Source organism: Collinsella provencensis, assembly GCF_900199705.1.
GTDB lineage: Bacteria > Actinomycetota > Coriobacteriia > Coriobacteriales > Coriobacteriaceae > Collinsella > Collinsella provencensis.
Map to the genome: position 1 here is coordinate 1,643,354 of NZ_LT904908.1, position 16,131 is coordinate 1,659,484.

Consider the following 16,131-nt stretch of genomic DNA (forward strand, 5'->3'; position numbering starts at 1 on the left):
CTTGCCCCTCAGAAGATAATTTGACCTTCTGAGGGGCTATTGCGTTAAATGAGAGGATTGCGGGTTTGACGGAATGTTGAAATACATTTGCTGACTGTAGCCATTCGTGCTTGATGCCTACTCCCGTGCAGCCTCTTCAGCATCGGAGAGACGCAAAGAGGTGTTGAGCCAGTCGCTGTCCGGGCGGCAGACCATGCGCGCGTTGTTGTATGCCATGCGCATCGTGAGGATCGTCTGGCCGATATACGCGCCCGAATCCGTGAGCTCCACCACGAGTGCGACGTCGGGCCTCTCGTCCTCCGTAAGATCGAGGGGAAGCAGCAGGCTCATCTGATCTTTGGTAGGGTAAAACGCGGGGACCGCCGTCTTGAAGTTCCACTCCACGCGCTTTTGGGCCAGTTCGATGGCGTCGTCCAGGCGGTTTATCAGACGGCGTTTGATCCTCGAGTCGTCCTCGATGATGTTTTCGAGCCGCTCGAACGCGCTGTTTCGCGCCCCGTTATCCTTTGCGGAGAACGCAGCCTCCAATGCAGCCAGCGCCTCGTCGGAACCGCGCAGTTCCTCTTCCAAAAAGTCGTGCGGGAGCCGGTTGATATTGTCGAGCAGAATATGATCGGCGTCGCGCTCGAGCGGGCGCTCGGTATCAAAGAGCAGGTCTTCTTTGCGCTTGAAATACGATGCGCGTTTGGGGAGCGGATTAAATGTCGCCACAAGGCGCTTTCCCCACTGCCGCGATCCCGCCTTGCAAAATGCCTCGAGCTTCCAGGGAGAGCTGCCGTACGTTGAAGGCGAGAAGCATGCATAGATGGGCTCGTAAGTCTTGTCTACCAGCCCGGTATTGAATGCAGCAATGCGTTGCGCCTTGTCTTCAAGAACTTTGCCCTCTGATTTTAGGCGGTAGAACGTGTACTTCAGGTAGCTGCTCAGAATCGCATAAGAATTGGACTCGCCGTCTTCGTTGAAGTCCCATTTTTCGTCCAGTGCAAGATCGGCGAGCTCTTTGAGCGTCTCGTCATATTTGCCCATATAAGCCCAACGGAACAGCTCGTTGCCCGCATTGGTTTTGGCTTTGGCGTGGTACCGAGGGCTGCTTCCGCTGTCAGTGGTGTCGCTGTTCGTGGCGGCATCGTTCGGGCTGTCTATTGTGCCGGGGAAGTAATATGTGTCAACGTAGCTCACGATCCAAGGTTTTGCCTTGGGGTCGGTGGACTGGTCGTTCTTCCTGAAAGAAACCTCGATGGCCCGTCCGTCTTTGCGAAGGAGGCTGATGGGGAAGATGAGCTTGCCCTCGTAGTATCTGACCGCGCTGACCTCTCGGGCGATCTTCCATTCACGCTGCAAAAAAATCGGCAGGTTGATCCTGCAATTTGCATATTTGAGAAGCTCTTCTGAGCTGCGTTGGTCAATGCCGACGTGCGCCGAGAATTGCTGGTCGAGAGGTGCTAACTCCAGTTGCACGTCCTCCGGAATCGTCCCGTTGCGATAGTCCTTCGTGTGCGCCATGGCCTCGATGCTGTCTTTGAGAACAGGGGGGAGCGGATCGAAGGGGCCGGATTTGGAAGCGGGGGCTTTTACCTGCGGGGTCTCCATCGTGGGCTCGGCGGCATTTGCAGCGGTGTCGTCGGAGCGGTTGGCTGGAGCGGCTGCGTCTGTTTCCCCGACGGAGGGGCCTTCCGGCGCGACATCGCTTGCGTTGGATGGGGTGTTCGGCTCGACAGCGTCGCGCATGAGCTGCAAGGAACTGATCTTGGGGACGTATGAGAGGCACCAGGGGAACCTATCATCATCGGCGTTGCGTGTAATTGAGACTTCGACAGCACAACCATTTGCGCGCTGGACATGCGTGGGGAAACTGATGGTGTTGTCATCGAACATGCGCAGGGCGCCACATTCGAGCGCTTCTCGCCAATCTGCCTGGATTTGGCTTATATGCCCCGATTCCACGCCATACAATTGCGGGAGGTCTTCCTTGCGTTGCGGCGGGAGCCAAACGGCGTCGATGAAATTGACGGGCAGCTGCTCGAGGAGCTCTGGGGGAACAGGCGCGTCAAGGTACCATGGTTCTTGGGCGGCTTGATGGATAACGGCCTTTTCTTTTTCGGTCAATTGTCGAGCCATCGTCGTTCTCCTCAAAACGTTATGCGCTTGCATGTTCTTGTCTGCACATCATTGTACTTCTTTGGCCGATGCCGTCTTGTGGGGTTGGCGAACTGAAGGAGCGTTAATGCCTCAAGCGCGCCGGTTTCCTGACCCGCGACACCCGCGTGTCTTGTGGAGCTGGCGAGTTGAGGGATCGCTCATGGGCCCTGTTCGGCTGTTTGGGATGCCTTTGCTATGATGGCTGCAGGTTTTGCCGATAGAAAGGTTTGTTTTCCAGTGAATCGAACCGGGAAGCATTTCAATCGTTTACTGACGCTGTTGCTCGGCGCCGTTCTTGTGGCAACACCGTTGTCTGCCTGTTCGGATGAGACGAGCCGAGAGGCGCTGACCGCTGCGGGCGGTTCCTGTGCGCTCGACGCATCCGGCGACGGGTCGTCCACGTGCCTTCGCGATCAGGAAGACACGCGATCGCCTCTCGGATCCGGGTGTGAATCCACCATCGACGTCGCGGCCATTCCCGCGTATGGCGGCAGCCCGTATACCGTTGTCGAGGACAATGTTCCCGGTTTTAGCGAAACGGATCTCAGCGCGCCCGAGGAGCAATACGCGCCGCTGGATTCCCTCGGCCGCTGCGGAACCGCTTTTGCCATCGTATCCCGAAGCACGATGCCCACCGAGGAGCGGGGGAGCATCGGCATGATCAAGCCGACCGGTTGGCGCACCGTCCGCTACGACGATCTCATTGCCGATCGATATCTGTACAACCGCTGCCACCTCATCGGATATCAGCTCACCGCTGAGAATGCCAACGAAGAGAATCTCATTACAGGCACGCGCTATATGAACGTCGAGGGGATGCTGCCGTTCGAAAACGAGGTCGCGGACTATGTGGAGCGCACCGGCAATCGTGTGCTCTATCGTGTGACGCCGGTGTTCGTGGATGATGAGCTGGTGGCGCGCGGCGTTCAGATGGAGGCGTGCTCCGTTGAAGACGATGGCGCGGGCGTTTGCTTCAACGTGTTCTGCTACAACGTTCAACCGGGTATCGGCATCGATTACGCCACGGGCGACAGCTGGCGTATGAGCGATGACGTACCTGCGTATACGCCCGAGGAGGGGGCTGCCCAGGCTGACGGAGCGGCAGGGCAAGCCGACGTTCCGCAGTCCGCTCCGGTTGAGGTGACGTACATTCTCAACGTCAACACGGGCAAGTTCCATCTACCTGGTTGCCGATCGGTCAAGCAGATGAAGGACAAGAACAAGCGCGAGGTTAGGTCTACACGGGAAGACATGATTGCCCAGGGTTACAGCCCCTGCGCCAACTGCAATCCGTAAATGCGTGGTTGAGTGTTTGCCCCGGAAATTGAGCGCGGGCAGGGAGCTTCTTTTGGAGATTCAGGTGATAGCCCTGTCGCCTGCTCTATGCCTGAGTTCGCTGTCTACAGTCCCACTTCCCAGCGGCACGTTTTCATATCTACGTGAGTTTCGTCGAGGAACACCACGCCTTCGGCCTCCAGCATGGAGCGTTGGACCTCCGGTCCGCCAAAGGCAAAGCCCTCGCAGATGCGCCCGTCGGCAAACACCACGCGATGACAGGGGATAATACCCGGGCGCGGATTGGAATGCAGGGCAAAGCCGACTTGGCGCGCGCAGCGCGGAGCGCCCATGAGGGTGGCGACCTGGCCGTAGCTCGCCACGCGGCCCTTAGGGATCTGCTCGACTATCTCGTATACGCGCTCGAAGAAATGCGTGTGGCTTATAGACATGTTGGCCTTTCTCCTTCTGTCGAAACTATCCTGCCGAAAATGATACGGCTCATTAGCTGCGAGCTAATGTTTCGCAGCTCTTCCAAGGATACGATGTGCGTGCGCGCATTCGTAGAACCACAGAAAGAGGAGCTATCGTGGCAAAGGGAAAGAAAAGCGTTTGGAAGATCATCCTGATCGTCGTCGTTGTGATTGGCGTAATTGGCGCAGTCGGGTCGGGTGGCAAGAGCGATTCGAAGGGCTCTGCCGATGCCCCGGCTCAGGAGCAGAAGCAGGAGCAGGAGGAGCCGGAGTCGGAGCCCTACGCCATCACGGACGAGACGCTTGATACGTCCAACCAGTTCAGCGCATATATCACCGGAACTTTGACAAACAATACCGACAGGGATCTGGACTACATTCAGGTTGAGTACGTCCTGTATGATGCCGATGGAGCTCAGATCGGCACTGCGCTCGCCAACACCAACAACCTCAAGGCGGGTGGAGCTTGGAAGTTTGAGGCGGCTGCATTTGAGGATGGGGCCGAGATCGCCTCTTTCGAGCTTGCTGATGTCACGGGCTTCTAAGCGCGATATTCTTGGAAGGCGGAAAAGCGCGATATCTAGTTTCGCGCTTCGTGCGTTCGCGTAACGCGGGAAAGGAGTCGAGGTGGCAGAGCGTTTAACAGAAGAGGTACTTCAGGAACTTCTTGAGAGCTCGAGTCTCGACTCCTTTGTTGATCAGGCTGAGTTCTCCTCGTGCACACTGGCGGAGTATCTGCAGCGGCTGCTTGAGAAAAAGCATCTCAAGCGCTCGCGCGTGGTGCGCATGGCGGATCTGAATGAGACGTTCGGCTACCAGATCTTTACTGGTACACGCAACCCTTCGCGCGATAAAGTTCTGCAAATCGCCTTCGCCATGGCCCTGACGTTGCGCGAGACGAACCGCGCGCTCGTTTCCGCCGGTGTGAGCACCCTCGATCCCAAATGCCGCCGCGATGCCATCGTCATCTTCTGCGTGGATCACGGCTGCTCGCTGCAAAAGGTCAACGAGGAGCTGTATCGCTTGGGTGAAGAGACTATTTGCTAGTGTGCGGCTTTGGTTTCCCGTTGTGTTTTAGATGTCCTGTTGGGATGCTAAGCTTTCGATATGGAAACGCTACAGGACATAAGACAAAAGTACCTGGAAACTCCCGATTCAATTTCTGATGATGGGGAGCATTCGAGTGAGGCTTTTGACGCCGCACTCGATTCGTTCTTAGACGTCGCGTCGCATGCGGATTCTTGGAACGTTGAACAGCTGCTCAAGCGCTCGGCGTATGAAACTACCGAAATCGTTGTTCCCTCGCCCGAGGGACACGGTACAGCGAGCGTACCTGCTCGCGCAATTCGCAAGCGCATTGATGGCACGCCAAATGCCGGAGCCGCATACGAGGCTTTGTGGCGCGTCCAGCAACGGGGTGTTCGCATTGAAGGAACGCCTCAGATTTTCGAATGCGTCCGCACGGGCAAAACGCTTCACGTTCTGATGGAGTACATCGAGGGGCCTTCGCTGGAGGAATACGTTGCGAGCGCTGGTCCGGGGGTCGATGCGCTGCGCAAAGTGGCGTTGAGCTTGTGCCGCACGGTGCATGACCTGCACACGCGTCTAGAAGCGCCACTCATTCATCGTGATTTGAAGCCTTCGAACATCATCATGAGTGAGCGCGGGCCTGTGGTGATCGACTATGGGATTTCGCGCGTGTGGCACCAAGATGCCGAGTCGGATACCTCGTGTTTTGCAACGCGCTGTTACGCACCTCCCGAGCAATTCGGGTTTGGTCAGACAGACGAGCGAAGCGATGTATATGCGTTGGGAAAGATATTCTACTTTTGCCTGACGGGGGAGCATCCGCCTAATGTATGCACGGCAAAGGCGTGCAAAGAGGCTGGAATTGATGAGGGTTTTGCCGCCGTGATTGCAAAAACATGCTCTTTCAATCCAACTGATCGATATGCGAGTGCGCGAGCGTTGGCGCGTGCTGTCGAACAGTGTGTTGAGCGGCTTGATTCGCCCGACGGGAAGTTGTCTTACGAACGTGTGAGCTCTTTCAAGTATGAAAAACCTCGTAAGAGCAGGTTTCCTTACGGGCTCACGCGGCTTCGTGGGTTGCACGATCATTTTGCAAAGTTTCTTGAGAGCAAGCTCTCAACGTATTTGGGCAAGCTGTGGAACGTCATCGTCCTTTTCGCTGCGGGATTTCTGTTGTCGGCATGTGCATATTTGGTTGCCTGTCCCAACGAAAGAGACGCGGTGCTTCCCGTGTGGTTCCGGTTTTTGGAATACATAGTGATGCTCGGCGGCATCATCGTGATGTTTATGTTGCTGCTGCTCGACAGGCGCCGAATCAGCGTGCGATTTCCGCTGCTTGTTCGTAGAAACATTCTGCTTGAGGCGGGAGTGGTTTTCATCGCGTCATTCTTCCTGATCATTTTTGTTTCGCTGTGCGGCTCGTTGTCAGGATTGCATTAGGTGCGAGGGCTTATCAGGTCAAGCGTTGTTACTGCCAAACCAGGGAATGTGAAAAGTTTCTGCTAGGTAACTTTATCCTTTGAGACCGTTGGGCCATGGGTAATATGGTGTGCGGAAAAACACTCGGAAAGGACCTGCGCATGAGACTGGACACGCTAGAAATCGGCAAAGATGCCATTGTCGCCTGCGTTGATTCGGACGATCCAGCGCTTCATCAGCACATTCTTGACATGGGTCTTACGCCGGGAACTGAGGTCACCATGATGAAGCACGCGCCCATGGGCGATCCGCTTGAGATTCGCCTGCGCGATTACGAGCTCACGCTGCGCCGTGCCGATGCAGCGCGTATCGAGCTCATGGACATTCACGACGCGCATAACGTTTCGCGCGAAAACCCGGTTGCCACGCGCGGCATGGCACACCCTGCGCTGGGAGAAACTGACGAGCCTGTTTTCAGACCGCGTGCCGCCGGGCATGTGCTCTCGCCCAATCAGCCCGTCACTTGCGCGCTCGTGGGCAATCAAAATTGCGGCAAGACTACGCTGTTCAACCAGCTCACGGGTTCGAACCAACATGTGGGTAACTTCCCGGGCGTCACGGTCGACCGCAAAGATGGCCAGCTCAAGGGGTTCCCTCAGGCGACCGTGGTCGATTTGCCGGGCATCTACTCGCTTTCGCCTTACACAAGCGAAGAGGTCGTGAGCCGCCAATTCATCCTCGACGAACGCCCCAACGCTATTATCAACATCGTCGACGCCACCAACATCGAGCGCAATCTTTATCTCACCATGCAGCTCATGGAACTCGACCGTCCCATGGTGCTCGCGCTCAACATGATGGACGAGGTCACAGCTAATGGTGGAACCATTGACGTGAATCTGCTCGAGCGGAAGCTCGGTATCCCCGTGGTGCCGATTTCCGCTGTCAAAAACGAGGGAATCGCTGAGCTTGTGGAACATGTGCGCGAGGTTGCCTACCACGACTTGCGCCCCGGGCGCCTCGACTTTTGCTCAATGGATGGCGTTGATGGCGGCGCCCTGCATCGTTGCATCCACGCGGTGATTCACCTGATCGAAGACCATGCCGAAAACGCGGGCATTCCCGTGCGCTTTGCCGCCACTAAACTGGTGGAGGGCGATGAGCTGGTGCGCAAGGCACTCAACCTCGATGCCAACGAGCTCGACGCACTTGAACACATCATTTCGCAGATGGAGGAGGAGTCGGGTAGCGACCGGCTTTCCGCCCTCGCCGACATGCGTTTTTCGTTCATTGGATCCGTGTGTCGCGCCTGCGTGGTCAAGCCGCATGAGAGTCGCGAGCACAAGCGCTCCGTTGCCATCGACCGCATCCTCACGGGTCGCTACAGCGCGTTCCCCGCGTTCCTCGCCATCATGGCGCTCGTGTTTTGGGTGTCGTTCGGTTCGCTTGGCGCGTGGCTGCAAGGTCTCATGGAGGAGGGCGTGGCGTGGGCTACCGACGCCGTTGCGGTGGCGCTTGCGGGCGCGGGCGTGAATCCCGTGGTGCAGTCGCTCGTGGTTGACGGCATTTTTGCGGGTGTGGGCAGTATGCTCTCGTTTTTGCCGCTCATCGTGGTGCTGTTCCTGCTGCTTTCCATGCTCGAGGACTCGGGCTACATGGCGCGCGTCGCTTTCGTGATGGATAAGGTGCTGCGCCGGTTTGGACTTTCGGGCCGCAGTTTCGTGCCTATGCTGGTGGGATTTGGCTGCTCGGTGCCGGCCATCATGGCCACGCGCACGCTGCCCTCGGAGCACGACCGCAAGATGACCGTGATGCTCACCCCGTTTATGAGCTGTTCAGCCAAGCTGCCGGTATATGGCCTGCTTGCAGCCGCGTTTTTTGCACGGAACAGCGTGCTGGTTATGGTTTCTCTCTACCTGTTAGGTGTGGCGGTTGCTGCCGTGGTTGCGCTAATTTTCAAGCACACGGTGTTCAAAGGCGAACCCGTGCCGTTCATTATGGAGCTTCCCAATTACCGCCTACCGAGTGCGAAAACGACGGTGATGCTCGCGTGGGATAAGGCGAAGGACTTTATCCAGCGCGCGTTCACGATCATTTTCGTGGCGAGCATCGTGGTGTGGTTCCTGCAGACGTTTGACATGCGTTTGAATGTGGTGACCGATCAGTCACAGAGTTTGCTTGCAGGTTTGGGAGGGCTCATTGCCCCGGTGTTGGCGCCGCTCGGGTTCGGCGATTGGCGTGCTTCGACGGCGTTGGTCACGGGACTGCTCGCCAAGGAGAGTGTCATTTCCACGCTTGCCGTGCTGCTGGGTTCCGCCTCAGCGGGTGCGCTTTCCGAGCTGTTCACTCCGCTTTCTGCCTATGTGTTCCTGGTGTTTACGCTGCTGTATCCGCCCTGTGTGGCTGCCATCGGTGCTGTGAAAAACGAGCTTGGGCCCCGTTGGGCACTGGCGGTGTTCGTGCTGCAGTGTCTCGTTGCATGGGTCGTTGCCTTTGCCGTGCGTCTGATTGGCTTGGCGCTTGGACTGGTGTAAGATGCGCAGGTCAGATGGGTTTTCCCTGCTTGTCCAGGGCTAATACGGAACGGGGTAGTTCTTCCTAATTTCGTGGCGAGTTGATAGTCGGAAACCCTGTCCATTGATACATTCACCGGTAATACCCTTCTCATTTCGAAGCGAGTTTGAACGGTGCTCGCCAATTCGTTTCGAAGTTCTGAAGGTAAGGCGGCAAGGTCAAAGTACACTTTAGCGAAATAAAGCAAATATCTGGGAAAATGGAAGCGGGGTTGCATCCAAAACGGGTGTCTACTCGGCGTGGTAAGTTTTACCTTCAGAATTTCGCAACGAGTTGGATGGATTTTGCTCGCCCTTTTCGAAAATGGGATGGTAAGTCGATGGCAGTAAAATGGACCATAGTTTGTCATTGCATTCAACTGGGCGAATGATAGTAAAACTTGTATTCGAAACGCGTGGTTGCTTGACGAGGCACGCCTCATCCTCTCAAGTTCAAAACGAGCGCGTTTTCCAATGCGGATTTCCGTATTATCGACAGGCAGCGGCAAAGAATTTCCCCGGCAATATATTCAAATATGGTCAACCGGTGGGGAAGTGGCAGGTAACTGTTGCAAAACCCTTGACGCATTTGCTCGCACCCGTCACAATATCCCGTGCACACGCACGATTCGCTGCCAGAGACAGCCGGTACCTGCGTGCCCGCGCAAGCGAGCGCAACGGAGTAAAGGGTAAACCCGCCAGCCGAGGTGGTCGAGTAGATATGTCTTCTCGCCCCCGTCGCTCTATGCAGCGCGGGGGTTTTCTTTTTTAGACACGCCCCCGTCCCTCTTAAGGCGGGTCGTGCCTGAGAAAGAACGAGAAGGAGGTGTACCACATGCCACAGCAGTACAAGATCGATGCAGTTGCCGAGATCGAGTCCAAGGTGCAGTCCAACGCGGGTATGTTCGTCGTGAACTACTCCGGTCTCACCGTTCTCCAGGCTCAGGAACTGCGTCACCAGCTTCGTGAGGCTGGCGCCGAGATGAAGGTTTACAAGAACAACCTCGTGCGTCTGGCCCTCAAGAACCAGGAGCAGCCGGAGATCGACGAGATTCTCGTCGGCCCCTGCGCTTATGTGTTCTACGAGACCGAGCCCGTTGAGGCCGCCAAGGCCCTCAAGACGTTCTCCGAGAAGTCCAAGGGCGTTCTCGAGATCATGGGCGGCATTTCCGACGGCGCTGCCGTTACCGCCGACGATGTCAAGGCTATCGCCGATCTTCCGACCAAGGACCAGCTCCTCGGCCAGATCGCCGGTCTCATTTCTGGTTTCGCTCGCGATATCGCCGTTTGCACCAATGGTGTTGCCAGCGGTCTCGCCCGTTCGATCCAGCAGGTTTCCGAGCAGAAGGCAGCCTAGCGGTTGCTTTTGCGCGCGGCACTCGTCGCGCATCCCGGCGCACATGCGCCAAACGCTACACTGAACTCCCTGCATGCGCAGGGTAACTGAAAGGACTTAGAAATGGCTAAGCTTACCACCGATGAGATCATCGAGGCTCTGAAGGAAATGACCCTGCTCGAGGCTTCCGAGCTCGTCAAGGCTATCGAGGACACCTTCGGCGTTTCCGCCGCTGCTCCTGCCGCCGTCGTGGCTGCTCCTGCTGCTGGCGCTGCCGAGGCTGAGGAGAAGACCGAGTTTGACGTCGTGCTCGAGGGCTTCGGCGACAACAAGATTCAGGTCATCAAGGTTGTCCGTGAGCTCACTTCCCTCGGCCTCAAGGAGGCCAAGGAGGTCGTCGAGTCCGCTCCTAAGGCCGTCATCGAGGGTGCCAAGAAGGAGGACGCCGAGGCTGCCAAGGAGAAGCTCGAGGCTGCCGGCGCTGCTGTCACCCTTAAGTAGTTTCCCGCAGGTGTATCACCTGCAAGCTGCTTGAGCATAGTCGCTCTTTTGAAGCGGGGTTCGCATAGCGCGAGCCCCGCTTTTTTGACAATTTTGAACAATAGAATCGAGGTGAAAAGAAAACCTTGAAACAAAAGAGTGCGATATGTAATGTTAATTGAATAATAGAAACCGTTCGCCGATACTCGCCTCAAATAGTGTTGCGTAATTGCGGGGGGGGGGCAGTACTCTGGGCATTGTCAGTATCCCTTCAAAATTGGAGTGCAACATGGATGAAGATGAGCGTGGATTGGAGCCGGGTGAAACGGGTCAGGTTCAATCGGAAAACAATGAGGCGGCCGGTTTAGAGAATTCTGATAATTTCGAGGCGCCTCCGGCAAAAGAACGGGATGAGATCAAATCTGAAATAGAAGGCTTGCAAGACGAACAGGAAGATGCCGCGTCCTCCTCGGTTGATGAAGAAGTGTCTTCAGCCTCAATTTCAGAAGGAAAAGGCGGAAAAGAATACATAAAGAAACAATCCAAGCCTGTTGATCTACGCAAGATAATGGGTGTAATCGGTGCGATTGTTTTCTTGATTGTCGTTGTCCAGCTGATTCCATGCCAGCATGAGTGGGTGCCGGCAACTTGCGAAAGCCCAAAAACATGTAAGAAATGCGAAGCGACGGAAGGCGAACCGCTTGGTCATGATTGGCAGAAAGCAACCTGTGAAGAGCCTAGAACTTGCAAGCGATGCGGAGAGCAGAAGGGCAAGTCGCTAGGGCATGTTTGTGGTGATTGGGCTGTTGAAAAAGAGGCAAGCTGCTCAGAGATGGGCATAGAAAAGGGAACGTGTCTTAGGTGTGGAAAAGAAGTAACACAGACGATCGAGAAGTTGCCTCACACTGAAGGGGAGTGGGTTATTACCAGACCCGTTTCGGTTGCTTCAGATGGGGCACTTACTCCTGGAACGAGAGAGATGTTCTGCGCGGTTTGCGGCGAGACGATTAGTTCTGAAACATACACGATTGAAATGACAACCTCTCAGAAAAATGCGTTCCGTACCGCCTTGAGCTATCTTGATCTCATGGCGTTCTCATATTCTGGTTTGATAGAGCAACTTGAGTTTGAAGGTTATACAACGGAAGATGCGACGTTTGCCGTTGATAATTGCGGCGCAGATTGGAATGAACAAGCTGCGGAAAAAGCCGCAGACTATTTGGACTTAATGGGTTTCTCGCGCTACGGATTGATAGATCAGCTCATGTTCGAAGGTTTTACGTATGAGCAGGCAGTATATGGTGCTGATGCCGTGGGACTTTAGCGCAAGTATAAGTTAGTTGCTTCATTGCAAGATTCATTTTCGGACCATGCGATGGAAACGGGGCAGAGCTTTGGACTCTGCCCCGTTTGGGCTTATAGGACAAAATGTGTGTCCGTTTCAGGACCGTCGACGCAGGTCGATAGCCCTTTTCGCACATTTTATATTCACCGGCGCAATTTAACCGCTCGGACGGAAAGCGCGTACGGGGCGGCGGTGCGGTGCGACCGAAAAAGCAATGGGGGTTACGCCCGGCACCTGATTCGGCGGCAAAGCGGCGCCATAGCACGGCACGTATTTGCGCGTATTCATCTCCGTTGCCGTTTTCCCAGTTGGTCGCCGCGTTATATTCACGTCCCGGAAGTGCCTCTGCACGATACGGTAGGGTTTTTGCATCGCCTCGGCGAAATCCCGAGTAGACGGCCCGTTTCGGAAAACGTTGGCGCTTCTACCAGCGGTTTTATCGACGCGGCTTTCCAGCTATTCGGCAAAACCCGATCGGAATGCAAAAACCCTACCGTATCGTGCATGAGGTCGGACTTCGACGAGCTCTCCGCCGAATGACACGGGAAAAGGCAGACGACAGCCCGCGCCGCCAACCCTGATCCGGGCACACTTTTTGTCCGATAAACCCCGTTTGCTTGCACGGTGTTGCCCCGCTTTTTTGTATGGGTGGGTGCCGTGCACCGCGCATATGCGTTTCGTGTCCGGCATTCGTATTCTACGGAACGCAAGTTTGGGCTGTTTTTCGGCATTTGACCCCTGTTTCAAGCGCTCAAATACAGAAAAACAGCCCAAGGTTAAGCTTCGCTGAAACGCTAGAATCCTTTTCGCCCATAAGACAAGTTTTTCTACTATTCGGGTTCGAAATGACATTTTTTGCCAGATTATGTTGTTTGAAGCCTGCTGAAAGAGGGCTCGTCAAGTATTTTCCTTTATCAGACCGTAATGCGTATTGAAGAAACCGCAGGTTACGAGAGCGACACCTTAATCTTGTTGGTTCCGACGGATACTTTCGCACCGGAAGTCGCAATCGAAGACCTCACAATCTGGCATTTTTTGCCACAAAGAGGCCAATTTGCAAGAAAAATGGGCTGCGCATGCATCTTGGACAAATTAGTGAGTTTTGCGTCATTGTGCTCGATGCCGAACCGTCGCCAAATCTATACAGATGTATCTACAAGGAGGACGCGGGCAAGAGCGAGAGGAGACTACCGGGTTATACAACGAACTCATTTTGCAGAGTCGCGGTTTGCTGCAACTGCCTTTTCCTGGGACATATAAGTAAGAGGCTTTTCGAGAGTGTGCATCGGCATACACCCACGTGATACCGTGCCTGCTACAATGAACAATTGGCGTGTTGAATAACGCGCCGATGAAGATATTGAAGAGACATATGGGATATACAAGGAGCACGCATGGATCGCACAAAGATTGCCCAGCTTTACGCCGATGCCGAGGCGCTCGGCGGTACGACCGTCACCGTTGCCGGATGGGTCAAGTCCGTCCGCGACATGAAGAACTTCGGCTTCGTCACCTTGAACGACGGCAGCTGCTTCAAGGATCTGCAGGTCGTCATGAACCGTGACGCGCTCGAAAACTACGACGAGATCGCGCATCAGAACGTCTCCGCGTCCCTCATCTGTACGGGCGAGCTCAAGCTCACGCCCGACGCGCCGCAGCCCTTCGAGCTTTCCGCTACGCAGATCATGGTCGAGGGCACGTCCACGCCCGACTATCCGCTGCAGAAGAAGCGCACCACCGTCGAGTTCCTGCGCACCCAGCAGCATCTCCGCCCGCGCACCAACCTGTTCCGCGCCGTTTTCCGCATCCGCTCGGTCGCGGCCGGTGCCATCCACCGCTTCTTTCAGGAGCGCGGCTTCTTGTACGTGAACACGCCGATCATCACCGCGAGCGACTGCGAGGGCGCGGGTGAGATGTTCCGCGTCACCACTATCGACCCGGCAAACCCGCCGCTGGATGAGCAGGGCAACATCGACTGGAGCCAGGACTTCTTCGGCACGCCCGCCTCGCTCACGGTGTCCGGCCAGCTCAACGGCGAGAACTTCGCCTGCGCGTTCGGCGACATCTACACCTTCGGCCCCACCTTCCGCGCGGAGAACTCCAACACCACGCGCCACGCCGCTGAGTTCTGGATGGTCGAACCCGAGATTGCCTTCGCCGACCTCGAGGACGAGATGAACCTCTCAGAGGAGATGCTCAAGTACGTCATCCGCACCGTGATGGACGCCTGCCCCGACGAACTCGCCATGCTCAACAAGTTCGTGGACAAAGGCCTCGTCGAGCGTTTGACGCACGTGGCGAGCTCCGACTTCGCGCGCGTGACCTACACCGAGGCCGTCGAGATCCTCGCAGCGGCTGTCGCCTCCGGCCACAAGTTCGACTACCCTGTGAGCTGGGGTGTCGACCTGCAGACCGAGCACGAGCGCTTCCTAACCGAGGAGCACTTCAAGCGCCCGACGTTTGTGACCGATTACCCCGCCGAGATCAAGGCGTTCTACATGCGCATGAACGACGATGGCAAGACCGTCGCCGCGGCCGACTGTCTGGTTCCCGGCATCGGTGAGATTATCGGCGGCTCGCAGCGCGAGGAGCGTCTCGACGTGCTCGAGCGCCGCATCGCCGAGCTTGGTATGGATATCGACCAGTACAAGTATTACCTGGACCTGCGTCGCTTCGGCACCTGCAAGCACGCGGGCTTTGGTCTGGGCTTCGAGCGCCTCGTGATGTACCTCACGGGCGTGGGCAACATCCGCGATGCCATTCCGCACCCGCGCACCGTGGGTTCCTGCGAGTTCTAATTCCCGTGGGCTCCGTCTTTGCGACTTCTGACTTTGCGCGTTGACCCACTGCCTCGACCTGCGCTTATGCCGTTCACAGAAGGTGAACGGACGCTTGGGGCCGCATTTGGTTAACATTCCGTAACTCGAACGCTCGTTCAATAAAACACCCTGTGCTGCTTTACCATGATGCATTACCGCGGCACAGGGCGTTTTTGTTTGCGTATTGCCCGGCGCGCGGTTGGTTTTGACACAGAAAGGCAGGTTGCACCATGAAGAAACAACTCAAAACCATGGGGGCGGCCCTGACAGCGGGCATGCTCGCGCTTGCACTCGCCGCGTGCGGCGGCAACGGCACGGATGCTCCGAAGGGGTCTGCTCAGACGGGCAGCGGCTCCTATAAGATCGGCGTTATCCAGCTCACCGAGCACCCGGCGCTCGATGCGGCCAACAAGGGCTTTGTCCAGGCGATTGAGGACTCCGGTCTCGACGTTGAGATCGATCAGCAGAACGCGCAGAACGATCAGTCCGCATGCCAGACGATCGCGTCCAAGTTCGTAGGCGACAACGATGACCTCATCTTCGCCATCGCGACTCCCGCTGCCCAGGCTGCTGCCGGCACCACGACTGACATCCCCATCGTGGGTACCGCCATCACCGACTTTGCGGAGTCCGGTCTTGTGGCGAGCAACGACAAGCCCGGCAACAACGTGACGGGCACCTCCGACCTCACCCCGGTGGCGCAGCAGATTGAGATGCTGCACAAGGTTCTGCCCGATGCCAAGACGGTCGGCCTGCTGTACGCTTCCAACGAGTCTAACTCCGAAATCCAGATCAAGATGGCCGAGGAAGCCCTCGATGAGCTGGGAATCGCGCACGAGCGTTACACCGTTTCCAGCACGAACGAAATTCAGTCTGTCGTCGAGTCTGCCGTGGGCAAAGTCGACGCAATCTATTCGCCCACCGACAACACCATCGCTCAGGGCGCCGCTCAGGTTGGTCAGATCTGCCTTGAGGCCAAGATCCCCTTCATCACGGGCGAGGAGAACATGTGCATGGCCGGCGGTCTGTTCACCCTCTCCATCAACTACGAGGACCTGGGCTACCGCGCAGGCGAGATGGCTGTGAAGATTCTCAAGGGCGAGGCAACGCCTGCCGATATGGCAATTGAGCAGCTCCCTGCCGAGGACCTTGTCGTGGTGAAGAACGAAGAGGTTGCTGAGGCTTTGGGTATCGACCTTTCCGTGCTCGACGAGTAAGATAGGCGTTCGCATATTTGGTTTTTGGCACCTCGGTAAGGCGCATG

At 56.4% G+C, this 16,131-nt stretch carries 12 protein-coding genes; 10 read left to right on the top strand and 2 right to left on the bottom strand.

What is annotated here, in order from left to right:
* Positions 1 to 117: 117 nt before the first annotated feature.
* Complete coding sequence (locus C1711_RS07295) at positions 118 to 2,118, bottom strand: DUF3825 domain-containing protein (protein WP_159060085.1); 2,001 nt, start codon at positions 2,116 to 2,118, stop codon at positions 118 to 120.
* Positions 2,119 to 2,376: 258 nt separating this feature from the next.
* On the opposite strand from C1711_RS07295, the gene C1711_RS07300 reads away from it, so the two are divergent.
* Positions 2,377 to 3,435, top strand: coding sequence for a DNA/RNA non-specific endonuclease (locus C1711_RS07300; RefSeq protein ID WP_234346331.1), 1,059 nt, complete (start codon positions 2,377 to 2,379; stop codon positions 3,433 to 3,435).
* 104 nt (positions 3,436 to 3,539) lie between these two features.
* Here the strand turns inward: C1711_RS07300 and C1711_RS07305 are convergent, their stop codons facing one another.
* Positions 3,540 to 3,866 (bottom strand): MGMT family protein, encoded by a 327-nt coding sequence (locus C1711_RS07305; protein WP_102338432.1) that lies wholly within the window; start codon positions 3,864 to 3,866, stop codon positions 3,540 to 3,542.
* Between the two features lie 137 nt (positions 3,867 to 4,003).
* On the opposite strand from C1711_RS07305, the gene C1711_RS07310 reads away from it, so the two are divergent.
* The 9 genes from C1711_RS07310 (at position 4,004) to C1711_RS07350 (ending at position 16,084) form a co-directional block, all read left to right on the top strand.
* The gene (locus tag C1711_RS07310) at positions 4,004 to 4,432 is read left to right on the top strand and encodes an FxLYD domain-containing protein (RefSeq protein ID WP_234346332.1); all 429 of its coding nucleotides are present in this window, start codon (positions 4,004 to 4,006) and stop codon (positions 4,430 to 4,432) included.
* Positions 4,433 to 4,514: 82 nt separating this feature from the next.
* Positions 4,515 to 4,934, top strand: coding sequence for a helix-turn-helix transcriptional regulator (locus tag C1711_RS07315; RefSeq protein ID WP_102338433.1), 420 nt, complete (start codon positions 4,515 to 4,517; stop codon positions 4,932 to 4,934).
* Between the two features lie 60 nt (positions 4,935 to 4,994).
* On the top strand, positions 4,995 to 6,356 hold the full coding sequence (locus C1711_RS07320; RefSeq protein ID WP_102338434.1) for a serine/threonine protein kinase: 1,362 nt from the start codon (positions 4,995 to 4,997) through the stop codon (positions 6,354 to 6,356).
* Between the two features lie 140 nt (positions 6,357 to 6,496).
* Entirely contained in the window at positions 6,497 to 8,869 is a 2,373-nt protein-coding gene (feoB, locus tag C1711_RS07325; RefSeq protein WP_102338435.1) for a ferrous iron transport protein B, read from the top strand.
* A gap of 853 nt (positions 8,870 to 9,722) precedes the next feature.
* A complete protein-coding gene (gene rplJ / locus C1711_RS07330) occupies positions 9,723 to 10,244 on the top strand; it encodes a 50S ribosomal protein L10 (protein ID WP_102338436.1) in 522 nt (173 codons plus the stop codon).
* Positions 10,245 to 10,346: 102 nt separating this feature from the next.
* Positions 10,347 to 10,724: a 50S ribosomal protein L7/L12 gene (rplL, locus tag C1711_RS07335; RefSeq protein ID WP_102338437.1), complete on the top strand. Its 378-nt coding sequence runs from the start codon at positions 10,347 to 10,349 to the stop codon at positions 10,722 to 10,724.
* A gap of 268 nt (positions 10,725 to 10,992) precedes the next feature.
* Complete coding sequence (locus C1711_RS07805; RefSeq protein ID WP_199824864.1) at positions 10,993 to 12,027, top strand: Ltp family lipoprotein; 1,035 nt, start codon at positions 10,993 to 10,995, stop codon at positions 12,025 to 12,027.
* 1,415 nt (positions 12,028 to 13,442) lie between these two features.
* A complete protein-coding gene (gene asnS / locus C1711_RS07345) occupies positions 13,443 to 14,846 on the top strand; it encodes an asparagine--tRNA ligase (RefSeq protein ID WP_102338438.1) in 1,404 nt (467 codons plus the stop codon).
* 251 nt (positions 14,847 to 15,097) lie between these two features.
* Positions 15,098 to 16,084, top strand: coding sequence for an ABC transporter substrate-binding protein (locus C1711_RS07350; RefSeq protein WP_102338439.1), 987 nt, complete (start codon positions 15,098 to 15,100; stop codon positions 16,082 to 16,084).
* Positions 16,085 to 16,131 lie beyond the last annotated feature (47 nt).